Consider the following 24067-nt stretch of genomic DNA (forward strand, 5'->3'; position numbering starts at 1 on the left):
ACGTGCAGGCAGTGTGGCTGTGCGCCTGCTAGATGATTTTGAAGGCGTGCTGCAAGCCGATGGCTATTCTGGCTATAGCGCGGTCTGCACAGCCAACTCGATTACGCGCATTGGCTGCTGGGACCACGCACGACGTAAATTTGTTGAGGCCGATAAAAGCGCTGATTCTAAAGCTAAAGCCAAGAAAGGCACAGTGAGTAAAACCGATGTAGCGTTGGGCTATATCCGCAAACTCTATCGCGTAGAGAGCAGTATTGCCGATAAAACCGACGACGAGCGTTTAAAGGCGCGACAAGAAATCAGCGTGCCAGTGCTGAATGAATTTAAGCTGTGGCTTGAGAAAAACGCTGCAAAAATCATGAAAGGCGGCGCTCTGAGAACAGCCATCGACTACACCTTAAACCAGTGGCAATACCTGGTGGGCTATTGTGAGCGCGGCGATCTTAAGATCAGCAACGCCTTGGCCGAAAATGCCATCCGACCCTTCGCTATTGGCCGTAAAAACTGGTTATTTGCCGACACTCGTAAAGGCGCAGAAGCCAGCGCTGTTTGTTACTCACTGATAGAAACCGCTAAAGCAAATAGCATCGATCCACAAGGCTACATCAAGCATATCCTTGACCACATTGGCGAAGCTGACACATTAGAAAAGCTCGAAGCCCTGCTGCCATGGAATGTAGAGCTGGGTTAAACTCGGTAATTGTTTTGCAATGGTGCTGATTTAAGGGCGCTTACGAAAAAGCGTGGCTTAGGAGTCCAAGAAAAGGGGTTCACTCCACATGCCTGTCTCGTACTTGGACTTTTAATGTTTTGGTGTGCTTTATCATGCTGTATATAATTCCAGTGTACAACCTGTACTGCAAAGGCTTTAGCAGTCTGTTAAGGGGCTGCTTACGCAGCCCTCGCTATCCATCCCCGCACTAAAAGTACGAGGCTTTTCGCTATTTTGATAAATAAGTTTAGGATTGATGGTTTTAAGGATTGCAGAGTCGAGTCCGAGTCGCTGCATTACACTAGGGCGAAACTGTTCCAGTGACACATCATGTTCAGCGACTAACTGATGAATAATTTGTACTGCTTCCGCTTGTTTTAAATCGAGCGCAATGGAGCGTTTAGAGCGATTGAGGTATTGGTGAGCTGCTGATGAGTCACCGATTTTTGGTGGCAGTTCACGAACTAAATCGACTCGCTCGGGTGCTTCAATGCGTAATACTTGTGCGCCTAAATCGGCTAGCATCATTGAGGCATAAGGACCAGGAAGTAGGGTGGAAAGGTCTAATACTTTGATATCGCTCAGCATGCTTAAAAGGCCTATTATTGAGTGCGAAGAGTTGTTTTGCTGTGGTTAAGTCATGTTTTCTGTGCTTTTCTGTCTTTTTACACAGAGTAAATAACAGGGGGAAACGCAGTTTTGATAAGTACTACAGGGTTGACATGTACGTCAATACGGGGCGGTAAGGGGCTGTGTTGAGTGGGTAGGGTGCAAGAATAAAATGCGATGCTGCAGGAGGGGGACTGTGAGTGGCTCAACTCCTCACCATACAGTGGTGAGGAGTAATGAGGAGTCGCGATTACTAAGAGAAATGCAGTGGACGATCGCCTTGTTCGTCGCGAATGTTAGTTGGTAAACCCATGTGGTTAAGTAGGTTTAAGAATGGTTTGGATGGTAGCTCTTCAACGTTCACCATCTTTTCGACGTCCCACTCGCCTTGAGCAACTAAAATAGCAGCGGCAACCGGTGGTACTCCTGCTGTATAAGAAATACCTTGGGAGCCTACTTCGTTGTAGGCATCTTGGTGGTCTGCCACATTGTAAATAAATACTTCGCGTTCTTGACCGTCTTTTTGCCCTTTAACTAGATCACCAATACAGGTTTTTCCGGTGTAGTTAGGTGCTAGAGATGAAGGGTTGGGTAGAACGGCTTTCACTACTTTCAGTGGAATGACTTCTAAACCTTCGGCGGTTGTAACCGGCTGTTCAGACAGTAAGCCTAAGCTGTTCAAAACATTGAATACATTGATGTAGTGCTCGCCAAAGCCCATCCAAAAACGAATGTTAGGAACATTCAGATTTTTTGACAGTGAGTGAATTTCATCATGACCGGTCATATAACTCGTTTGCTCACCGACTACCGGTAAGTTATCGGTACGCTTGACTTCGAACATTTTGTTCTGCGTCCACTGAGCGTTTTGCCAAGACCATACACGACCGGTGAATTCACGGAAGTTGATTTCAGGGTCAAAGTTGGTGGCAAAGTAGTGGCCGTGGTGACCGGCGTTAATATCGATAATGTCGATGGAGTCGATGCTGTCGAAATAATCTTCTTGAGCCAGTGCGGCATAGGCGTTGACTACGCCGGGATCAAAACCTACGCCTAAAATAGCAGTGATCTTGTTTTCTGCGCACACGGTTTTACGTTTCCATTCGTAATTTTCGTACCAAGGTGGTGTTTCGCAGATTTTGTCTGGATCTTCGTGAATTGCTGTGTCGAGGTAAGCCGCACCGGTTTCAATACAAGCACTGAGTACGGCCATATTCAAAAAGGCTGAACCGACGTTAATCACGATCTGAGATTGCGTCTCACGAATCAAAGCAGCTGTAGCCGCTACGTCTAAAGCATCCAATGCATAGCACTGAATGGTTCCAGCACGTTTCATACTGCCTTTTTCTTCGACACTTTTGGTGATTTCTTCACACTTTGTAAGGGTGCGTGAAGCTAATGCGATTTGCCCAAGGATGTCATTGTGTTGTGCGCATTTGTGCGCTACAACTTGTGCAACACCGCCGGCACCAATAATCAGAACGTTTTTTTTCATTTAGGATTCAACTCCACATTGAATACAGCTTAAGCAAGGGCTCAGGAGAGCCCTTGCACAAAGTCGCCGTAAGTAAACTCCTTAATGAGTTCAATACGGCCGTCTAGTTGCTTAACAGCAATTGCAGGCATTTTTACACCGTTAAACCAATTTTTCTTAACCATGGTGTAGCCCGCAGTATCTTGAAAAGATAAACGGTCACCAATCTGTAAGGGTTGTTCAAATTTGAATTCACCGAAAATATCACCGGCTAAACAAGATTTTCCGCACACCATATATTCGTGCTCACCGGTATTGGGTAGCAGTTTGGCACTTTCACGATAAATCAGTAGATCCAGTAAATGCGCTTCAATGGAGCTATCGACGATGGCTATATTTTTTCCATTGAACAAGGTGTCTAAAACAGTCACTTCTAAGGTGCAGCTCTTGGTAATCGCTGCTTCACCTGGTTCAAGATATACTTGCACGCCCCAGCGCTCAGAGAAGTGTTTCAGGCGTTGGCAGAAAGCATCGAGGGGGTAGTTTTCACCGGTAAAATGAATACCACCACCTAAGCTTATCCACTCAACTTGGCTTAATAGCTCACCATAACGTGCTTCAATGCCACAGAGCATTGCATCAAAGCGCTCAAAGCTCGTGTTTTCACAGTTGTTGTGGAACATGAAACCAGAAATTTGGTCGATCACTTGTACTATTTTGCTGGGGTCCTGTTCACCAAGACGGCTGAATGGGCGGGCAGGATCAGCCAGAATGAATTCAGAGGTGCTCACCCCTGGATTGATTCGGAGGCCACGTACATGATTGCGGGATATTTGATCAAAACGCTGCAGTTGACTGATGGAGTTGAAAATAATTTTATCGCTGTTGGCTAAAACCTCAGCAATTTCATCATCAGCATAGGCCACGCTATAAGCATGGGTTTCACCGGAAAATTTTTCACGGCCCAGTTTCACTTCAAACAAAGACGACGAGGTGGTGCCATCCATGTATTGCTCCATCAGGTCAAACACTGACCAAGTGGCAAAACATTTTAAAGCCAGCAGGGCTTTAGCTCCTGAGTGCTGACGAACATAGGCGATTTTTTCCATGTTCTTAAGCAGTAGGTTTTTGTCGATTAAGTAATAGGGCGTTTTTAGCATCACAGGCCTCACACCATGCTCAGGCTGATAGATTGAGCGTGGTTTAAATTAAGCAAAGCGCGCGATTATATAGAAAAAAATTCATTAGTCATCACCTTTAATCAGCTAATTTTTAACTGCTTTTAAAAGTGCTTAAATCTCTAGATTAACTGGTTAAAATCAGGGAAAAATAAAAGAATAGAAGATTGTTTGCATTGATAATTTTATTGGGGTTTTTCGGGATGATAAAAATGGCAGCTAAAAACCTGAAGGCCCCTAAGTGATCGCGGTTGTGGCACACTGTCTAATCTCTAGCTCAAGGTGATAAAACCTAGTCTTAAGGTTAGGGGGGATGACACCAGCCCTGAAGGGTGCGGTTGTAAAGGCTGTAGTACATGCTTTGAGTGGTGTGTAGTTGCTGTGCCGAATTGTTTCATACATATCTACTATAGGAAGAATGCATTATGGAAAGCACGTTAATTATTACAGGTATTATAGCGGTTTTAATCGTCGTCACTTTGGTGAAAACAATTTGTATCGTGCCGCAAGCAGAGGTCCAAGTCATTGAGCGTCTTGGTCGGTTTCATCGTGTACTCAGTGGTGGACTTAATATCCTCGTTCCTTTTGTTGATCAGGTGAGAGCACGCTATAACACCCAAGAGCAATTGATTGATATTCCCTCGCAACAGGTGATCACTTCGGATAACGTGCAAATTACTATCGATGGTGTGGTTTTTTTGCGTGTGAATGATGCCGAAAAGGCCACCTATGAAATTAAAGATCTGCATACGTCAATCTCTCAATTGGCACAAACTACTTTGCGCTCAGAAATTGGGAAAATGGAACTCGATAGTACATTGTCCAGTCGTGATGAAATGAACCAAGCCTTGCTCAGTGCTTTAGATGCGGCTTCGGGAGGTTGGGGAGCTAAAGTGACGCGGGTTGAAATCAGTGATATTTCTGTTTCAGCGAATGTGCAGCAGGCTATGGAGCTGCAATTGCAAGCAACTCGGGAGCGTCGAGCAATTGAGACTAAAGCTGAGGCAGATAAGAACGCGACAATCTATAAAGCAGAAGGTGATCGAGCACAAGCCTTTATGCAGGCTGAGGCAATGGAGCGTATGGCTGAAGCAAAGAAAAAAGAGGCTGTACTCTTGGCTGAAGCGGCCCAGCAAGAAGAAATCTTGTTAGCTTCAGGTCAAAAGCAAGCTTTGGAGTTGATCACTGAAGGTTTGCGTGAAAACCCACAAACAGGGGAGTTTATTTTGGCTAAAGAGCGGATAGCAGCTTGGGAGGGAATTGCTGCCAGTGATAGTCAGAATAAAATTGTTGTACCTTATGAGGCAGCTCACTTAATTGGCAGCTTAACGTTGCTTAAAGATATGGTAGGGCAAGCTCAAAAAGATAAAGACGCATAGGTTAAAGGCATCGGCTGAGTGTATTATTCAGTCGAGCAAGGAGAGCAGGATGGTGGAACAATCTTTAATCTGGTGGGTGTTGGTCAGCTTAGGTATTGGGTTGATTATAGCTGAGTTGTTTGTTGGTACTTTTGTCATTTTATGGTTCGGTATAGGAGCTATTTTAGTAGGCGGGCTAACTTTTTTTGTGACTGATCTGAATATAGGGTTGCAAGCTTTGCTGGCGGTGGTTAGTGGAGGTGCGCTGATGTTTGCGTTACGCCGACGTTACACCACTACACGCAATGCAGAGCCTGAATTAATGTACACCTTTTCGGCCACTGAAGGGCGTTTGCATATCAGCCAGCAAGGGACTGTTTCGGTTTTCGCTAATGGTACGTTTTGGAGTATCCAAAATATCGACAGCATTAAGCCGGAAGCTTGTATTGAAGGTGCGACTGTTTCTATTCTTGAGTTTAGAAACAATCAAGCAGTCATTGCAACAGATGAGGGAAGGTGAGTGCTTGGAGCGGGTCTTGCTATTTAAACCTTTATCTATATTCATCAAACTGTCATGTTTAGTCTTTACTATGCATGACATCGGATGGCGCAGGCTTCCGTGCTGATGTAAAAACATCAGATCTGCTTGATGAATAAATCGGAGTAAAGGTATGACCTCGAAAATGAAAGCCCTGGTTGCATCGTTAAGTCTTTGCACGGCATTCTCAACGTTTTCTGCTACAGCAGCAGTGGATGCGAATTTGCCAAACTATGAGCGGGCCAGTGGTATCTCAGGCAACCTCACCAGCATCGGCTCGGATACGCTGGCGAACTTGATGACATTATGGTCACAAGAATTTAAAAAGAATTATCCAAATGTCAATGTGCAGATTCAGGCTGCGGGTTCTTCAACTGCGCCACCAGCCTTAGCAGAGGGTACTGCGAATATGGGGCCAATGTCACGGATGATGAAAGATAGCGAAATCCAAGCCTTTGAAGCGCGTCATGGTTATCGCCCGACACCGGTTCCTGTGGCGATTGACGCCTTGGCAGTATATGTGCACAAAGATAACCCTATTAAAGGTCTAACTATCGAGCAGGTGGATGCTATTTTTTCCTCAACCCGTCGTTGTGGTACAGGTGAAGATGTGACCCGCTGGGGCGATTTAGGTTTAACTGATGCTTGGGCAGAACGTCCCATTCAGTTGTATGGGCGTAACTCAGTTTCAGGCACCTATGGCTACTTTAAAGACAATGCACTGTGTAAAGGTGACTTTAAAAACAGTGTAAATGAGCAGCCAGGTTCTGCATCAGTGGTGCAGTCAGTGTCATCATCATTGAATGCTATCGGTTACTCAGGTATCGGTTACCGCACTTCATCTGTGCGTGCAGTACCTTTGGCTGCGAAAGAGGGGGAGGCTTACATTGATGCGACTCCAGAGCAGGCTGCAAGTGGTGATTTCCCGTTGTCTCGTTATTTGTATGTGTATGTAAATAAGCGTCCTAATCAAGCTTTAGCACCGTTAGATCGTGAGTTCGTCAAGTTGATGCTGTCGAAACAAGGGCAGGAAGTCGTGAACCGTGATGGTTATGTACCTTTACCTGCGGCGGTGGTTGAGCGTTTATATAAAGAATTGGAACTTTAAGTGCTCAATCGGCAGCGATAGTGTAATACAGAAGGGGCTTCGGCCCCTTTTTCTTTTTGTCATTTTTCTGTCACACAAAAGACTTAAAGTGGGCACACGTTAAATTCCAAGGGTCTAACCATGCAGGATGTATCGTCGCTATTAGAGCAGGAACTGAATAGCTCTCGCATTCGTAACCGTCGAAAGTTTCGTGCGTTCAAAGATGCTTTTGCTCGTCGCGCTATTGCGGTGGGGGGGTGGAGTGTAATTGTTGCCATTACACTGATTTTCTTTTACCTCATGTATGAGGTTATGCCGCTGTTTAAAAGCGCAAGTATAGAGCAGGAAAGCAGTTTTGAGCTGCCTGAGTCGGCACGTTCGAGCACCATTTTGACGATGTTTACTGAGGAGCAAAATGAAATAGTTGCATTGCTGACTGAATCGGGTCAGTTGCACTTTATTCATGCAAAAAATGGTGCACCTTTATCACAGCAGCAATTGCCGCTAGATGATGCACAGATCAGTAGTGTGAAAGTTAAAACCCCAGGTGACGATACATTATTATTAGGGTTGAGCAACGGTACAGCTATTGCAGTTGGCACAACTTTTAAAGTTAAGTTTAACGAACAGGGAGAGCGCCTGGGTGTAGAACCCCGTGTCACTCAGTTGTTTAATGGTAAAGCGCTAACATTGGATCCTCAGGGCCGTTCCATCAATTACATTGCAGAACAGAACTCACCTGAGGGTAAGTTGCTAGCTGGTTTAGTTGGTGAGGGGCAGGTAGTGATGACTCTGCTACGACAGCGGACCAACTTTATTACGGGGCAGGTGCAAGAAAGCCTTGATACTGTGGATTTTCCAAGCGCTACGGCCTATACGCGTTTACTTATTGCACCAGATCACCATTACACCTTTGCTTTGCGCAATAACGGTCGTTTAGATGTATATAACAGCCGTAACCTGAATAATATAGAGCTGATGCACACCTTGACCCTAGTTGAGCCCGGACAAGAAGTGACACAAATGGTCTTCCAGTTGGCGCAGCAGTCTTTATTGGTCGGGGATTCACAAGGCCAGATCACGCAGTATTTTATGGTACGTGATGAGCACAATCAGCAGCATCTGACTAAGATTCGGACCTTAAAACTCGGCGATGCACCGATTAAAATCTTGGAGGCAGAACAGCGGCGTAAGGGGTTTGTTGCTATTGATAGCACAGGTCGTGTAGGTATTTTTAATACCACGGCAGAAAAAACAGCCATTGATGCCCCTTTATTACAAGGGGAACCGTTGCTGGCTGCTTTAGCGCCACGCGCGTCTATGTTGTTGATACAAGATGCACAGGGTGTATTTCAGCGGTATGCCATTGACAATCCGCACCCAGAAACTTCACTTAAATCACTTTGGGGGAGGGTGTGGTATGAAGGCTATAGTGAACCGCAATATACTTGGCAGTCGTCTTCGGCATCCAATGAGTTTGAACCTAAATTCAGCTTAACACCTTTGGCTTTTGGTACGTTAAAAGCCGCTTTTTATGCCATGTTGCTCTCGGTACCTTTGGCAATTTGTGGTGCGATGTACACCGCTTACTTTATGGCGCCAGCAGTACGGACCAAAATCAAGCCAGTGATTGAGCTGATGGAAGCTTTACCGACAGTAATCCTAGGCTTCTTTGCTGGTTTATTCCTTGCCCCTTTTATGGAGAGTCATTTGCCAGGGGTCTTTGCCGTGCTAGTGATCCTCCCGCTAGGGATTATAACATTTGGTTTTTTGTGGGCGCAGTTGCCGGCTCAGCTTCGCTATTGTGTGCCTGACGGCTGGCATGTAGTGCTGTTGATTCCTTTAGTAATTTTCTTGGCATGGTTATCGTTTACTTTAAGTCAGCCTATGGAATTGCTGTTCTTTAAAGGGGATATGCGTAATTGGTTGAGTAATGATTTAGGCATCAGTTTTGACCAACGTAATGCCATGGTAGTGGGGTTTGCCATGGGCTTTGCGGTCATTCCGACTATTTACTCTATTGCTGAGGATGCTTTATTTGGTGTGCCTAAGTCGCTCAGCCATGGTTCTTTAGCTTTAGGTGCAACGCCTTGGCAGACCTTAGTGAAAGTGGTGCTACCTACTGCTAGCCCAGGTATTTTTTCTGCAGTGATGATCGGTATGGGGCGTGCTGTTGGGGAAACCATGATTGTATTAATGGCCACTGGTAACACGCCTATTATGAATGCCAATATTTTTGAAGGAATGCGTACCCTTGCGGCCAACATCGCCGTAGAAATGGGGGAGTCAGCGTTGGGCAGCAGCCACTACCGTATTTTATTCCTTGCAGCCTTGGTGCTGTTCTTATTTACCTTCGTGGTTAACACCTTGGCGGACTTGGTGCGACAGCGATTACGTAAGAAATACAGCACGCTTTAATCGGCATTGGTACAGATTTTAGGAGCTTAGGATATGCAAGTTTCACTCAGAAAATGGTTTGCAACAGGAAGCCCATGGGTGTGGCTCAACGCCGGTGCTGTGGCAATCAGTGTGGTATTGGTGTTGGGTTTGTTGGGTGTGGTAGCCACCCGTGGTTTGGTGCATTTTTGGCCAGCTAGCTTGCAGGAGTATCAGTTTACTGATCATTCTGGCGCGCAAATGTCGGTACTCGGTGAACGCGTACAACGTGAGCAGGTCACCGCGGAGCAGATTCGTAACTCGGGTATAGCAGTGCCAGAGGACGTAGAAATTCTTGATCGTCAGTTGATTAAGGTGGGGAATCGTGAGTTATATGGATCAGATTTTCGTTGGGTGTTGGAACGTCAACTCAGTAATTTAACCTATCCAGAAAATGCCGTGACCATCGAGCGCCGCGAGTGGGGTAACTTTTATGGCTTTATTGTTGGCGTAAAAGAAAATGGTGAATTAATTGCTGAACAAACTCCAGCAGATAACGATCTATGGCAAGAGGTGAAACAGCGTACCGTGCGTGCCACCCAAATCTATAAGACCATTCAAGACCTAGAAGGGGGAGCTATAGGCGCTATTAATTATCAACTAGAAAAGTTGCGTTTAAAGGAGCGCGCTTTAGAGTTGAAAGGCTTAGATACAGCGGAAAATCTAGCGCACTTGCAGGCAGAAAAGTCAGCGTTGCAGGCACAGTATGCCAGTTTAGAAAAAGAGTTGATGGATCTGTACACTCCATTTAAGCGTGATTCTTTGTTGGTAGTGACTGCCGATGGTCAGCAAAAAGAGATCAACTTCAGTGAGATTGTGCGATTGTATCAGCCAAACTCGCAAAGCCTATGGGAGAAAGTTCAGCACTACGTGATGAAGTTGCTTGAGTTTGTGTCTGATGATCCGCGCGAGGCCAACACTGAAGGTGGTATTTTTCCTGCGATTTTCGGTACGGTTTTAATGGTAATGATTATGTCGTTGATCGTGACACCTTTTGGTGTGGTAGCAGCGGTATACCTACGAGAATACGCCAATCAGGGTTTTATAACGCGCACAATTCGTATTGCCGTTAATAATTTGGCCGGTGTGCCATCTATTGTTTATGGAGTCTTTGGGCTAGGTTTCTTTGTGTATTTTATTGGTGGTAATTTGGATGAGTTGTTTTTTGCACCGGCTTTACCGTCGCCAACCTTTGGTACACCAGGCTTACTCTGGGCATCTTTAACTTTGGCCCTGTTAACGTTGCCGGTAGTGATTGTTGCTACGGAAGAAGGATTGTCTCGGATTCCACGTTCAGTGCGTGAAGGCTCGTTGGCGTTAGGTGCAACTAAGTTTGAAACCCTGATGCGCGTGGTGATTCCAATGGCTAGTCCAGCCATGATGACAGGGGTGATTTTAGCGGTAGCTCGGGCAGCTGGTGAAGTGGCACCTTTAATGCTTGTCGGGGTGGTGAAGTTGGCGCCGAATTTACCATTGGATGTGAATGCGCCATTTTTGCACTTGGAGCGCAAATTCATGCATCTAGGTTTCCATATTTATGATGTGGGCTTCCAAAGCCCGAATGTTGAAGCTGCGCGACCGCTGGTATATGCCACTGCACTCATGTTGGTGGTGGTGATTGCTGTTTTGAACTTAACAGCTATTGCAATCCGTAACCGATTACGCGAGAAGTACCGAGCACTGGATATGTAAACCTTCTTTGAGCGATCAGAGCAGTATGCTTTGAGACGATGCCTTAGGGGACACGTCAGTAGAATGCATTTATAAGTACAGCATTTAGATTTTAAAGATTGATTAAAAGGCAACCATCATGACTTCAACAACAGCAACACCAGCGATGCGACTCAATACGCTTGGCCGTGCCGGGCAGCAATTGAGTTTGGCCGATGAAACCCCCTGTATTGATGTAAAAGATATGCATCTGTACTACGGTACGACTGAGGCGCTGAAGGGAATTACCATGCAGATCCCTAAAAAGCGGATTACGGCATTTATTGGACCTTCTGGTTGCGGTAAGTCCACCTTGTTGCGGTCTTTTAATCGCATGAATGATTTGGTTGATGGTGTGCGGATTGAAGGTCAGGTGACTATCGACGGGCATGATATTTATCAGAAAGGTGTAGACGTTGCTGATCTACGTCGTCGAGTCGGTATGGTCTTCCAAAAGCCTAATCCCTTTCCAAAGTCCATATATGAAAATGTAGCCTATGGATTGCGTATTCAAGGTATTAATAATAAGCGTCTTTTGGATGAAACGGTAGAGTGGGCACTGCGCTCGGCTGCTTTATGGGATGAAACTAAGGACCGGTTGCATGAGTCAGCACTAGGTATGTCTGGAGGTCAGCAACAGCGATTGGTGATTGCTCGAACCATTGCGGTTAAGCCTGAAGTCTTGTTACTAGATGAGCCTGCTTCGGCGCTAGATCCTATTTCGACCTTAAAAATTGAAGAACTGATTAACGATCTGAAAGACCGGTTTACCATTGTCATTGTAACGCACAATATGCAACAAGCTGCTCGCGTATCAGATTACACAGCCTTTATGTATTTAGGCCAATTATTGGAATTTGATAGTACAGATCAGCTATTTACTAACCCAAGCAATAAACAAACTGAAGACTACATCACTGGCCGTTATGGGTAGTCATTGAGCAAGGGGGCTGGGTTGGGCGCCGGCGTCCCTTTAAAGCAGCCTTTGGTGAGGCAATATATGCACAGGTTCCAGCTTTAAAAGGACGACGTGCAGAGGTTGCCGTTTGTCAAAATCTGACAGAGCAAACTTCTTAGCCGGCTCACATACCAATCAACAGGCAGCAGTAACCATTGCTGTGGACATGAATAACTGCGGGCAAGCCCCGTTCTTACATAACCAGAGATGGGCAGGTTCTATGAAAATTAATCCAGAAAGCCATAGCACGCATATTTCACAAAAATTTAATGATGAATTAGAAGAAATTCGCAGTCAATTGTTAGAAATGGGCGGTATGGTTGAACAGCAAGTGAGAGATGCTGTGCAGTCCTTACTGGATGGTGATACTCAATTAGCTAGCGAAGTGCGGACTAAAGATCAGCAAGTGAATCTTTTACAATTAGAAATTGATGAGTTTTGCACACAGATTTTAGCTCGCCGCCAACCAGCAGCTTCAGATTTACGCTTGGTTTTAGCGGTCATTCGTGCAACGGCGGATTTGGAACGTATTGGTGATGAAGCTAGCAAAGTGGCACGTGCAACGCTAAAGCTCGCTGAAGAAGGTACCTCACCGCGTGGCTATATTGAGGTGCGTCATTTAGGGCAGCATGTGCGTCAGATGGTGCAAGATGCGCTCAATGCTTTTGCTCGTTTTGACAGTGCTAAAGCTTTAGAAGTGTTGCGAGAAGATGAAAATGTTGACCTAGAATACCGTTCAGCAACCCGTGCCTTGATCACTTTTATGATGGAAGATCCACGAGCGATCTCTCAAGTCATGAGTATTATGTGGGTTCTGCGTTCGTTGGAACGGGTTGGTGATCATGCCAGTAACATCGCAGAGTATGTGATCTATTTAGTGGAGGGGCAAGATGTGCGCTATGCCGAATTAGAGGAAGTTGAGGCTGCTTTAGCTATACGTAAGTCTAAGGCTAAAGTGCAAGAGTAGGTGATAGGATAAAAAATAAAAAGCTTAAAAAATGCCGCTCAAGACCTTTCTTAAGCGGCATTTTTTGTGGGTCTTGTTACTGTTGTTTTATATTGCCTTGATCTTAAAACAGGTAGAGGGTGTTTTAAATAAAGTCAGGGGTATAAATAAGTGATGCTGGAAAGTGGCAAGTGAAGCAACTGCCTTGTCCAATACAGCTGCTGATGTCTAAATGGCCTTGGTGTCGTAACATCACATGCTTCACGATGGCTAAGCCTAAGCCTGTACCACCGGTTTGACTTGAACGACTGTCATCCACACGATAAAAACGTTGGGTCAGGAATCTGAGGTGTTTATTGTCGATGCCAGGGCCGTTGTCTTGTACGGAGAGTTGAGCACCTTGGTTGTCCAGTTGCCAGCTAAGCGTGATGGTGCTGCCATCTGGTGTGTATTTCACAGCATTAAAAACGAGGTTGGAAAATGCACTACGAAGCTCATTGATGCTGCCGCGCAATTGTAGTTGCTCATCCACATTGAGCACGATATTGTGTTTATGACCTGATAAAGCTAAAGCATCAGTCCGAATGGTTGCTAGTAAAGGCCCCATGTCGATGGGGGTGGCTTCGGCTTTAAATTCGCTAGTTTCTAGGCGTGAGAGGGTCAACAGCTCTGTCACTAAGTGCTCCATGCGTGCAGATTGTTGGCTCATCAATGCTAGTCCCCGTTGCCAGCGTGGTGGCAGCTCATCGGCATAATCACTGAATGTTTCTAAATAACCGGCCAGTACTGTGAGTGGAGTGCGTAGCTCGTGGGACACATTAGCGACGAAGTCTTGGCGCATCCGCTCGAGGCGTTGCATTTTTGTGCAGTCCCGTACTAGCAGTAAGCGTTCGTTTTTACCAAATAAAGTTATGTGGTACTCCAGCATGCGCTCTTCGCTAATGTGTGAGGACATGATGAGTGGGTCAAGGTAATTTTGTTGTTCATAGTAATCAATGAACTTAGGGTTGCGTATTAGGTAGGTAATGGGCTGTCCGCGATCACTGGTAGGTGATAACCCTAATATATGTTCAGCGGCATGATTCCACCATTCGAGATCACCGTTGTGATCAATCATCACAATGCCATCGCGTAGAGCTTGGCTTGAGTCCTGAATGCGCTCAAGAAGCTGTGATAATTGCTGCTTTGCAGTTTTTTGACGGCGTTGATAGTGGTAAATCCCATCAAAAATTTCCCCCCAGAGTTTGCGTGCTTCTGGAGGTGTTTGCTCAGGGTTTTTTAACCAGTGTGCTAAGCGTAATAACTGTCTAATATGTGAGGCCAATATGATAAGCAGTACGGCAGCAGCGCCGAGCGCAGGTTGGCCCCAAAAGGCACCAATTAGAGCGCCTAGCAAGGTGAAAGTGATGAGGCGTATTACCTCTGTTTGCAGTAATCGCTTCATAAAGAACGACAGAACATTGAGCTTAAACCTTGGTAGAAAATCGGTAGCCCGTACCACGTACCGTTTGTACTAGGTGACGGTGCGCTTCTCCTAGTGTGAGACGTAAGCGGCGAATGTGTACATCGACAGTGCGCTCTTCAACATAGACATTTCCGCCCCAAACTTGGTCAAGCAGTTGACCACGTGTATAGGCCCGTTCAGGGTGGGTCATAAAAAACTGTAGTAATCGAAACTCCGTGGGTCCGATATCCAAAGGGGTGCCATTGGATGTGACGCGTTGGCTGCTTGGATCTAAACATAAGCCTTCGACTTCAATGCTGTCATCATTACCTGCCACCGCTGTACGACGCAGAACTGCTTTAATGCGTGCCACTAATTCACGGGGTGAAAAAGGTTTAGTGATGTAATCATCAGCGCCAGCTTCCAATCCTTGAATTTTATTATCTTCCTCGCCGCGCGCAGTAAGCATAATGATTGGGATTTCTGCGCTTAGCGTTTCACGTTTGAGGCGTCGAGCCAGTTCCAATCCGCTAACTTCAGGCATCATCCAGTCGAGTAAAATGATGTCAGGTTGATGATCAATTACGAGCGCATGTGCATTTTTAGCATTTTCTGCTTCTAAACAGTCGTAGCCAGCCATTTCTAATGCTACTGCAAGCATTTCTCGTATTGGGGCTTCATCGTCAACAATGAGCACAGTTTTACTTGTCATGAGTGCATCCTTATGAAATATGTCATGCATATTACAACCTTTAAAAATGACAATATGATGACAAACAAACTGTGCTGAATTTTTAGTGCTGGGGTTGAGCACTAAAAGTAAGTGGTGAGTTGAATGTTAGCTTAGCGCAAGATGTTTTCAATGGCATCCACAACAATGTGAGTGGCGAGATTGATCAATAATATATCGTTATCTACACGTACATAGCGATACCCATCATCGAGGCGGGACAGTTGGTAACGTAGCTCGCGAGGAAGCTCATAATAACGTACTTGCCTCGATAAAGGTTTGCCTTTTTGCCATTTTTTATATTGGCCTGGTGGCAAACAACCGTTGTTTTTCTTAGCTAATCCAGGAGGGCATTTGCCTAAGTGTTGTTGCTTACCAAAATAGCTGTAGATAAGTTGGCGATCTTTCAGGGGGAAGTGATAGCTGTAATCACTAGAGTCATGTTTATCATGTTTTTTATGTGCATGTTTGTTGTGATTTTTCTTGTATGCTTTTTCGAGTTTTTTGTCGTGCTTTTCTTGTTGTGACGTGTATTTTCTATGTTCCTTGTGACCTTCTGCCCATTGAGGTTTATCTGCTAAAGCGTTACCAGTTAGCATGAACAGGGTAAGTCCTATAACAGTGGCAGTGGGAGAGTTTTTTACCAAGTTCCGCATCATGACTCCTATGACTCAACAGCTATATGGGTATGGGTTAGTGAGGAAAATTTGATTAAAGTTCCTTGCTGCCTTCTGTCTTATTGGTTGTAGTCAAAATATAGGTAAGGGAACTATTCAAACGAATGTTTATCGGACTTGTACCTATGAATTTTCAGAGCATCCGTAATGTCTGTCACAGCATCTTTATTAGCGCGTATTAAAATCAACAAAAAAGTCTTAACTCTAGTGGTTGCGACAGCAGTGTTAGCTCTTTCTGCTCAGCATATATGGGAGGAGCCGGCACCAGAAGATTTATCAAAAAGTCCTTTTACTTTGACTGGGAAAATGTTGCAAGAGTGGGAAGAGGGAGACTTGATTGTTTTTGTCCGTCACCTTGAGCGCTGTAGTAGGGTGGATGCGGCCTGTTTGGATGGTGAGGATGCTGGTATTACTGAGCGTGCAACCGCTGTGGGTTTAGAGATGCGTGAGTCCTTCAGCAAACTAGGCTTACATAAGACTGATATGTACAGCAGTCCTTTAACGCGAACAGCTCAAACTAGCGCACTGTTGTTTGCTAAACCTGTGGCTTACCAAGACTTCTTGTACCAGTGTGAAGATGATTTTATGCAACATGCTGTGGCAAAAAAAACACCAGGCCGCAACTTGGTCTTGGTCACCCATAGCAGTTGCTTGGATGAGATAAATGAAAACCTCCAGCAAGCGGAGGTAGATTATAACTATGGTGCTGCAGTCTTTTTAAATGTGGAAAGCCCAAGTCAGCATCGTATCTTAGGCTTTCTCGATTCAGATGACTGGACGCATATATTAACGCCGCGCACGTAGTTCTGGATATGGGTAGTGCGGATCAAAAATCGTGGAGGAAATGTTGCTACTCAAGCCTGATTGCTGAGGTCGGGCTTGAGCAGGCTGGTTAAGGTTTCATGATGCGTACTGCGGGAGTGGCTTGGCGCTCACCTTCTACAGCGATCAGTTCATGGCCTACACTGCGCATAATAAAACCTTCTGCGCGGGTGTTGTTGTGTTGACTTACGACTAACTCAATGAGGTCACCTTTGATTAAGGCAGTTTTGAGCACGGCCTCTGTACCATTAATCCATGCTTTACCGGATAGTTGTTGGTATTTTTGCTTCAGTTCAACGCGGTAAGTGTCGTTATCGTTGGTCGTCCACTCCCAAGTACCGGCAACTTTGGCGGGTATAATCCATTTGTAGATATTGATACTGCCGCAGCTTTGACGCTGCTCAGGCTTCCAGTCGCCCATGTCAAAAGCATGCGAGACAACGCGGGTACCTGGGCGTAACTCGTCTAATAAGCGTGGGCGCAGTTGGATATTGACGAGATCGAGCAAATATAGAGTTACCACGGTGGCATCACTAAAGTCGGCTTCCATTAAGTCACCTTCCATGAAGGTGGCCAGGTACTCGACACCGGTATGGGCGGCATACTCAATGGCTTCAGTGATACGCATGGGATCGACATCAATGCCTACACCTCGGGTGTTACGCTCTAGAGCAGCAGCTACTACGATGCGACCATCGCCACAGCCCAGATCATAGAGCACATCTTCACTGGTTACTTCAGCTAGGTCGAGCATCGCATTGACGATTTTTTCATCAGTGGGCACATAAGGAACATCTAAAATGATATCTGCACCATCACTAATATAACCCTCAAAATCAAGGTCTCTAAACTCTGGGTCAGTGAGGGAATAGTCATCAATGTTGTAACCGAGGTCACGTAATTCATCGATGAGCTCGTCATCATCAAAATCTAAATCTCTGTACAAGGCGTGCACCTAAAATTAAAGGAGCTGTATCATTGGGTGATGCGTAGGGTTACGGATTTGATACTGTTACGGCAGACGCAACGTTGATACGACTCATAATAAGTGAAGTATAGTTGTTTAGTTTAGACTATAACATGTGGTGCGTAAGGCAAGGGCGTGGTCGAACAAGTGCAAGGTAACGGTGTGTGCTGACTGTACCTAGAGTTGCTGAGCAAGCTACCTGCAGCATGCTAACCTAACTCATTAGAAAGCAAACCTTGGAATAATATACTTCGCTGCAGGGGTGTGTGAATTAAACAGGGTATTCATGCTGCAACTAGTACCTGTGTATAGCGCACAATACCGGTGGTATAAGTGGTTTCGTGACTGGCACGCTCCAGCATCATATGGCAGACACCCTCTTGCTGATGTGAATCGATAAACTGATACTCTTTAGGGAAATCACAATAGACTGATTGCTGATTGAAGTTGCTATTGATTTGTGTGGTTAAAAGTGTTTTAGAAAGTGGTTAAAACACAGTTTGTTACCATCAGCATCGCGCACATATGCACCATAAAAAATGCCGGGCATACGCTCTCCAGGTTTGCCTTCACAGCGGGCACCTAGTGCAAGGGCTTTTTTGTATAAAGCATCAACAGCTGCTGTACTACCAGGGGAGAAAGCTACCATATTGCCATTGCCTGGTGTGGCTGGCTCTTGATTGAAGGGTACGCAAATAGCGAGCATGGGGTCGGTCATGCTTTTACCAATAAAAACAATGCGCTGACCATCAATTAAAAGTTTGGCGCCTATTTCTGCTAAAAGATCGCAGTAAAAACGTTTTGCGGCGGCGATATCCCTGACACCTAAAGTCACGTAATTGATCATCTTTATGCCCTCATTAAGAGTTGAGTGAATGCTCACCAACACTATGCCGTATTCTGCACAAAACTAATATAGTTAGATTTTAGAAAGGGGGCGTTGCAAGCCACGGCGGTAACTACCCGGTGTGCTGCCTGTCCATTTGCGAAATGCGCGATTAAAGCTAGCTAAGTCCTCAAAGCCTAATTGACCTGCTAATACACTTAATAATACCGAGCTGCCAGTCAGTTGTTGAATTGCAAAATCGCGGCGCACCTCATCTTTAATGGCTTGAAAGCTTGTTCCTTCTGTAGCTAAGTGTCGTGATAAGGTCCTTACTGACATATGAAAAGCTTCAGCGACTTGTTGCGTTACAGCCCCGATTCGATCTAGGTCACTTAAGTAATCTCGCACTCGGTGAGCTAATAACCGTTCTCCAAAAGAAACATAAATCCAGTCAGCGGGGGCTTTTCGTAAAAAATCACCAAGGTTTTGTTTAGTTTGTCGAATCGGTTTTTTGAGCAGTTTGCGATCAAAGTGAATGGCGGTACAAGGTTGTTCAAATACCACCTCGCAGGGATAGAGGTAGAGGTACTCATGACTGTGTTGCGGTTGTGGGTAGGCACAGCTGATTTTTCTTGGTGGGATTTTTTCTGTAGTGAGCCAAGAGGCGATACCGTGTACTAACTTCAACATTAGCTCATGAGCGAGGATGCGGTTGCTGGGCAAAGGAGCTCTTTCAAGAAAGCACATGATAGCTTCGTTATCGTTGATTACCATTTGGTAGCCAACATCATCTAGAAGTAAGCGGAAATACTGGCTGAAACGGTGTAAGGCAACTTGTAAGTTGGGCGCATCAAGTAAGCTAAGGCATAGGAATTTTAAAGTACCACCGCGTAAAGGGCGGCTAAAAAATCCAGGTGTTTCATCATCGTACTCACTGGCTAATAAGCGATACAGCTGAGCAAACTGCTCAGCTGTTACTCTGCCATGAGGGGCATCTAATAAAAATGATGGAATATTGGCCTGCGCTAAAAAATGTTTCCGTTGCGTGGTTGTCGCAGGAATGCCTTGAAATAGACTGTGGATGAAGTGCATAGGGACAGTAGTGGAAGCTGTATGCATGTTTAACCTGTCTAATGAGTCATAATTAAGTTGGCCGAAAATGTTAAAATTTTGGCATAAAACGACAAGAATTTATTTTTAATCGGCTTAGTATGGATTATGAGACTTTGCAGTTTTCCTATAATCATCAGTAGATTAACCTGATGATTAGGGAAGTTGCGATATAAAACAAAAATAATAAGTTTAAGCCAAGAGCAGATGAATCTTTCAAGTTGGCGTATGTTTTGGCCGTTTTAGTCATTAAGTTGGCCTCCTTCGCTGGCTGTAGCATCTCAACAAGGTTCTTGAGCTGTGATTCTTAAGGGACGGGTATCAGTATGCTAAGCAATGCTCCTCAAGCGAATACTATCGGTGCAGCGCTAAGTCGTAGCGCACGAAAAAATGCTTCGTCTATAGCATTAAAATTTGAAGATCGTCAGTGGACCTATACGGAGCTAGAGCTGGCGGTTAATAAAGTGGCTCATCGGTTATTACAGCGGGGGTTGAGACAGGGAGATCGTGTTGTCGCCTATGGCAAAAATTCAGACGCTTATGTTTTAACTTGGTTGGCGACTGTGCGTGCGGGTTTAGTGCATGTGCCAGCTAATTTTAGTCTTAATGAAGATGAGTTGCGCTATATCATTGGGCAATCTGGTGCACGAGGGTTGATCAGTGATGTCAGTCTGACGGCAACAGCTGAATCAGCTACGCAAGGCATTGATTTGCAGGTGCAAGGGTATTTTCACAGCAGTAGTGGTGCAGCCTTAGATATTTTGCAGGTGGCGCAGAGTGATGCGCTTAGTACAGAGCCACAGGTTGTAGTGAATGCGGATGACCTTGCGCAGTTTTTATATACCTCAGGTACTACGGGTGCCCCTAAAGCAGCGATGATGACTCACCAAGCTTTTTTAGCTGAGTATTTTGCCTGCATAGTGGAGCTGGATATCCAATCCGATGAGCCGATGTTAGCTGCTTTACCCTTGTATCATTCGGCGCAAATGCATGTTTTTTTAATGCCAGCTTTATTAAAGGGGGCATCGATCCGTTTGATGGAAGGGCCTGTGCCCGATGTATGTTTGCAATGGATTGAGCTTGAAGGAATTGTATCTTTTTTTGCTCCGCCAACATTTTGGATCAGTTTACTTCGCCACTCTGATTTTGAGAGGCGTAATTTGAGCAGTCTGAAGAAAGCGTACTACGGTGCTTCTATCATGCCTGTGCCGGTGTTAGAAGAGTTACAGCAGCGTTTGTCAGGTGTGGGGTTATATAACTGCTATGGGCAAAGTGAAATTGCTCCATTAGCCACGGTGTTGCGTCCAGAAGATCATGCAAGGCGTCCTGCGTCTGCAGGGCGGCCAATTATCACAGTAGAAACACGAGTTGTTGATAAGGATATGAATGATGTGCCAACGGGGGAGCAGGGTGAAATCATTCATCGTTCACCTCAGTTGTGTAAAGGCTACTGGCAACAGCCAAGCATGACTGCTGAAGCCTTTAAAGGTGGTTGGTTTCATTCTGGGGATGTGGGCTATATAGATGAAGAAGGCTATTTATATGTCGTTGATCGCATTAAGGATGTTATCAACTCCGGTGGAATTATAGTGGCGAGTCGCGAAGTTGAAGAGGTGCTCTTTACCCATCCGGCTGTATCTGAAGTGGCAGTTGTGGGGATGCCGCACCCTAAATGGATTGAAGCCATTACTGCTGTGGTTATTCTTAAAGAGAATGCCACGGCCACAGCTGAAGATCTGATTAAGCATGCGCGCCAACATTTAGCCAGTTTTAAATTACCTAAACAAGTGATTTTTAGTACATCACTGCCTAAAAGCACTGCTGGAAAAATATTAAAACGAGTGTTGCGTGAGGAGCTTCAAGCATGAATGAACACCAAGATAATATGCAGCTATTTTACCCGATGATTTGTCGTTTTTTAGAGCAAGAAGCCGATCCGTATTATGACGATTGGGAGACTGTGGGCCAGGTGCCACGAGCTTTTTGGCTAAAGCTTGGCCAGGCGGGAATGTTGGCGGTTGATTTGTCGGAGGAATACGGGGGGACCGGTGCTGATTTTGGTGTAACTCAGATGGTATTGGAGGAAATGTCCCGTCGTGGTTTCGGGGGATTAGCCAGTGCTTTTAACATCCATTCTAATATTGTCATGCCTTATTTGGAGCATTTAGCTAGTGAAGAGCAAAAACAACAGTGGCTGCCAAGAATGGCATGTGGTGAGGTCTTAGGTGCTATTGCGATGACTGAGCCGAGTGCGGGTAGTGATTTGGCCGGAATGAAAACTCGAGCTGTAAAGGTGGACGCTGGCTGGCAACTCAATGGTTCCAAAATTTTCATTACCAACGGTATGGTTGCTGATATGGTTATTGTTTGTGCTAAAACTGATCCTGCAGCGGGGGCTAAGGGTGTGTCCCTTTTTTTAGTGGATACTCGTTTACCGGGGTTTTCCCGTGGTCAGCCAATTAAAAAAATAGGCCAGCATGCCAGTGATACAGCTGAGTTGTTTTTTGAAGATGTGCTACTGCCTGAAAACTCTTTGTTAGGTGAAGAGGGAAAGGGATTTGCTTATTTGATGCAAGAATTGCCCCGTGAGCGCTTAGGGGTAGGCGCACAAGCGCTTGGAGCTATGGAGGGGGCACTGGCATTAACCTTAGATTATGTGCAGGAGCGTAAAGCTTTTGGTCAATCTATTGGACAATTTCAAAACACTCGTTTTAAACTCGCTGAAGTGCGTGCAAAAATTGATATGGCACGAGCTTATTTTAATCACTGTGTGAATTTGTATCGTCAGCAACAGATGAGCGGTACTGATGCAGCAGTGCTTAAATTGCAGCTCACAGAAATGCAATGTGAAACCATTAATCAATGCCTGCAGCTTTTTGGTGGCTATGGTTATACTTTGGAATATCCCATTTCGCGTTTTTATGTGGATGCACGAGTGCAAACCGTCTATGCCGGTACTTCTGAAATTATGAAAGAAGTCATCGCACGTTCCATGCTTGGTAAATAAGTATAAATAATAAGGATAAATCTATGAAGTTTAACTCGGTTGTGATTGTTGAGGGTGTACGTACTGCCATTGGGGGGTTTGGTGGTAGTTTGTCTGGTTTAACGCCGGAGCAAATGGGTACTGCAACAGCACAGGAAGTCATTAAGCGCAGTGGCGTTGACGCAAAGAAAATTGACCATGCCGTTTACGGTCATATTATTCCAACTTCGGCGCAAGATGCTTATTTAGCGCGTCATATTGCATTGAACTCAGGTTTAGATGAGCGTTCAGCGGCCTTTAATGTGAGTCGTTTATGTGGTTCTGGCTTGCAAGCAATTATTTCTGCTGCGCAAATGATTGAAACCGGTGACAGTCGGATGGCGCTAGCTGGTGGTGCTGAGTCCATGAGTCAGGGAGGCTATTTGTTGCCTAAAGTGCGCTCAGGCTTACGTATGGGGCATAGTACTGTAGAAGACTTAACACTCGGAACGTTAAGTGATCCTTTTGATTCTGGGCATATGGGGGTGACAGCTGAAAATATTGCGGAGAAATATGGCTTTACCCGTGAGCAGTTGGATGAATTCGCTTTAGCCAGCCATCAAAAAGCAGCGGCAGCTACAGCTGAAGGACGCTTTACGGAGCAAATTGTTCCTATTGTAGTGCGTAAAGGTCGTGAGGACGTTCAGTTTGCAAATGATGAGCATGTGCGTGCACAAGTGGCTATGGCAGATTTAGCTAAACTTAAACCTGCTTTTAAAAAGGGCGGCGTGGTCACGGCAGGCAATGCTTCAGGTATTAATGATGGCGCAGCATCATTGTTATTGGCTGATGAAAAAACTGCAGCTGAGCAAGGTTTAAAAGTCCGCGGACGTATTGTTGCCAATGGTTTTGGCGGTGTTGATCCGAAGTTGATGGGGTTGGGGCCTATTGCAGCAGTACCTAAGGCTTTAGAGCAGGCAGGTTTAACGATTAATGATATTGATGTCATTGAATCCAACGAAGCATTTGCTGCTCAGGCGATGGCGGTAGCGCAAGAGCTAGGCTTCCCGAGCGAACGTGTAAACCCCAACGGTGGTGCAGTAGGTATGGGGCATCCTGTAGGTGCCACAGGAGCAATATTGACGGTTAAAGCACTTTGTGAATTAGAGCGTACCGGTGGTCGATATGGCTTAATCACACTGTGTATTGGTGGTGGCCAGGGGATTGCTTTGATCATTGAGCGCATTTAAAAGATAACTTAAAAACAATGCTGGACTATAAATGCGCTCACGCAGGCATTGTTTTTAAGGCAATTGACGAGGCATACACCACCCAAACCTGTTCGAGTTGTGACAGCTTGCCCGAGTCGAGGCCGAAAGGTATCGCAGGGCTTGGAATAAGAGAATGGACGTGCAGTGGGTGTGGTGTCACCCACGATCGCGATATCAACGCGGCACGTAACATTCTCGCAGTCGGGCATGGCCGTCTAGCAGTAGGAATCCCCGTCCTTTAGGTCGGGG

Annotated in this window: 21 protein-coding genes and 1 pseudogene; 13 read left to right on the top strand and 9 right to left on the bottom strand. The window is 45.5% G+C overall.

All coding sequences use genetic code 11. The annotated features are described in order from the left end of the window. Window positions 1–691, top strand: a 691-nt coding sequence (tnpC, locus tag TOI97_RS05935; RefSeq protein WP_321553207.1) for an IS66 family transposase, incomplete at its 5' end; no start/stop codon positions are given. Window positions 692–949: 258 nt separating this feature from the next. On the opposite strand, the pseudogene TOI97_RS05940 reads toward tnpC, so the two are convergent. The 3 genes and pseudogenes from TOI97_RS05940 to TOI97_RS05950 form a co-directional block, all read right to left on the bottom strand. Beyond that, a pseudogene (locus TOI97_RS05940) lies at window positions 950–1300 on the bottom strand (CoA transferase); the annotation flags it as partial. 274 nt (window positions 1301–1574) lie between these two features. After that, on the bottom strand, window positions 1575–2816 hold the full coding sequence (locus TOI97_RS05945) for a saccharopine dehydrogenase family protein (protein ID WP_321553208.1): 1242 nt from the start codon (window positions 2814–2816) through the stop codon (window positions 1575–1577). A gap of 41 nt (window positions 2817–2857) precedes the next feature. Continuing rightward, window positions 2858–3955 carry a carboxynorspermidine decarboxylase gene (locus TOI97_RS05950; RefSeq protein ID WP_321553209.1) on the bottom strand — a complete coding sequence of 366 codons (1098 nt, stop codon included), beginning with the start codon at window positions 3953–3955 and terminating at the stop codon, window positions 2858–2860. Window positions 3956–4398: 443 nt separating this feature from the next. Between TOI97_RS05950 and TOI97_RS05955 the strand changes: the two genes are divergently transcribed. The 7 genes from TOI97_RS05955 to phoU all read left to right on the top strand — a co-directional run bounded on the left by TOI97_RS05955 (window position 4399) and on the right by phoU (window position 13027). Beyond that, window positions 4399–5352 carry an SPFH domain-containing protein gene (locus TOI97_RS05955; RefSeq protein WP_321553210.1) on the top strand — a complete coding sequence of 318 codons (954 nt, stop codon included), beginning with the start codon at window positions 4399–4401 and terminating at the stop codon, window positions 5350–5352. A gap of 49 nt (window positions 5353–5401) precedes the next feature. After that, window positions 5402–5851: an NfeD family protein gene (locus TOI97_RS05960; protein WP_321553211.1), complete on the top strand. Its 450-nt coding sequence runs from the start codon at window positions 5402–5404 to the stop codon at window positions 5849–5851. A gap of 151 nt (window positions 5852–6002) precedes the next feature. Further along, entirely contained in the window at window positions 6003–6977 is a 975-nt protein-coding gene (locus tag TOI97_RS05965) for a PstS family phosphate ABC transporter substrate-binding protein (protein ID WP_407651325.1), read from the top strand. Between the two features lie 120 nt (window positions 6978–7097). After that, a complete protein-coding gene (locus TOI97_RS05970) occupies window positions 7098–9374 on the top strand; it encodes an ABC transporter permease subunit (RefSeq protein ID WP_321553212.1) in 2277 nt (758 codons plus the stop codon). 33 nt (window positions 9375–9407) lie between these two features. Beyond that, a complete protein-coding gene (pstA, locus tag TOI97_RS05975) occupies window positions 9408–11084 on the top strand; it encodes a phosphate ABC transporter permease PstA (protein ID WP_321553213.1) in 1677 nt (558 codons plus the stop codon). 118 nt (window positions 11085–11202) lie between these two features. Further along, on the top strand, window positions 11203–12036 hold the full coding sequence (gene pstB / locus TOI97_RS05980) for a phosphate ABC transporter ATP-binding protein PstB (RefSeq protein WP_321553214.1): 834 nt from the start codon (window positions 11203–11205) through the stop codon (window positions 12034–12036). A 244-nt stretch (window positions 12037–12280) separates the two neighbouring features. Further along, window positions 12281–13027: a phosphate signaling complex protein PhoU gene (gene phoU / locus TOI97_RS05985; protein WP_321553319.1), complete on the top strand. Its 747-nt coding sequence runs from the start codon at window positions 12281–12283 to the stop codon at window positions 13025–13027. 124 nt (window positions 13028–13151) lie between these two features. On the opposite strand, the gene phoR is transcribed toward phoU, so the two are convergent. The 3 genes from phoR to TOI97_RS06000 all read right to left on the bottom strand — a co-directional run bounded on the left by phoR (window position 13152) and on the right by TOI97_RS06000 (window position 15779). Then, window positions 13152–14450 carry a phosphate regulon sensor histidine kinase PhoR gene (gene phoR, locus TOI97_RS05990; protein WP_321553215.1) on the bottom strand — a complete coding sequence of 433 codons (1299 nt, stop codon included), beginning with the start codon at window positions 14448–14450 and terminating at the stop codon, window positions 13152–13154. 22 nt (window positions 14451–14472) lie between these two features. Next, window positions 14473–15162: a phosphate regulon transcriptional regulator PhoB gene (gene phoB, locus TOI97_RS05995; protein ID WP_321553216.1), complete on the bottom strand. Its 690-nt coding sequence runs from the start codon at window positions 15160–15162 to the stop codon at window positions 14473–14475. Window positions 15163–15293: 131 nt separating this feature from the next. Beyond that, a complete protein-coding gene (locus TOI97_RS06000) occupies window positions 15294–15779 on the bottom strand; it encodes an RcnB family protein (protein ID WP_321553217.1) in 486 nt (161 codons plus the stop codon). Window positions 15780–16004: 225 nt separating this feature from the next. On the opposite strand from TOI97_RS06000, the gene pmrG reads away from it, so the two are divergent. After that, a complete protein-coding gene (pmrG, locus tag TOI97_RS06005) occupies window positions 16005–16661 on the top strand; it encodes a lipopolysaccharide core heptose(II)-phosphate phosphatase PmrG (protein WP_321553218.1) in 657 nt (218 codons plus the stop codon). An 88-nt stretch (window positions 16662–16749) separates the two neighbouring features. Here pmrG and TOI97_RS06010 read toward each other — a convergent pair whose 3' ends face one another. The 3 genes from TOI97_RS06010 to TOI97_RS06020 form a co-directional block, all read right to left on the bottom strand. Continuing rightward, window positions 16750–17625 (bottom strand): class I SAM-dependent methyltransferase, encoded by an 876-nt coding sequence (locus TOI97_RS06010; protein ID WP_321553219.1) that lies wholly within the window; start codon window positions 17623–17625, stop codon window positions 16750–16752. Window positions 17626–18112: 487 nt separating this feature from the next. Beyond that, complete coding sequence (locus TOI97_RS06015; protein WP_321553220.1) at window positions 18113–18493, bottom strand: VOC family protein; 381 nt, start codon at window positions 18491–18493, stop codon at window positions 18113–18115. 72 nt (window positions 18494–18565) lie between these two features. Beyond that, a complete protein-coding gene (locus TOI97_RS06020) occupies window positions 18566–19591 on the bottom strand; it encodes an AraC family transcriptional regulator (RefSeq protein WP_321553221.1) in 1026 nt (341 codons plus the stop codon). Window positions 19592–19908: 317 nt separating this feature from the next. On the opposite strand from TOI97_RS06020, the gene TOI97_RS06025 reads away from it, so the two are divergent. Genes TOI97_RS06025 through TOI97_RS06040 form a run of 4 tightly spaced genes read left to right on the top strand, consistent with a single transcriptional unit; the run spans window position 19909 to window position 24060 of the window. Continuing rightward, window positions 19909–21450 carry a fatty acyl-CoA synthetase gene (locus TOI97_RS06025; RefSeq protein ID WP_321553222.1) on the top strand — a complete coding sequence of 514 codons (1542 nt, stop codon included), beginning with the start codon at window positions 19909–19911 and terminating at the stop codon, window positions 21448–21450. Then, on the top strand, window positions 21447–22589 hold the full coding sequence (locus TOI97_RS06030; RefSeq protein WP_321553223.1) for an acyl-CoA dehydrogenase family protein: 1143 nt from the start codon (window positions 21447–21449) through the stop codon (window positions 22587–22589). Before TOI97_RS06025 ends, TOI97_RS06030 begins: the two co-directional genes overlap by 4 nt. Before the next feature lie 23 nt (window positions 22590–22612). Then, window positions 22613–23797, top strand: a complete 1185-nt coding sequence (bktB, locus tag TOI97_RS06035) for a beta-ketothiolase BktB (RefSeq protein ID WP_321553224.1) — start codon at window positions 22613–22615, stop codon at window positions 23795–23797. A gap of 17 nt (window positions 23798–23814) precedes the next feature. Then, window positions 23815–24060 (top strand): transposase, encoded by a 246-nt coding sequence (locus TOI97_RS06040; RefSeq protein WP_321553225.1) that lies wholly within the window; start codon window positions 23815–23817, stop codon window positions 24058–24060. Window positions 24061–24067: the final 7 nt, after the last annotated feature.

Source organism: Denitrificimonas halotolerans (assembly GCF_034259425.1).
In the GTDB taxonomy this organism is placed as follows: Bacteria; Pseudomonadota; Gammaproteobacteria; order Pseudomonadales; family Pseudomonadaceae; genus Denitrificimonas; species Denitrificimonas halotolerans.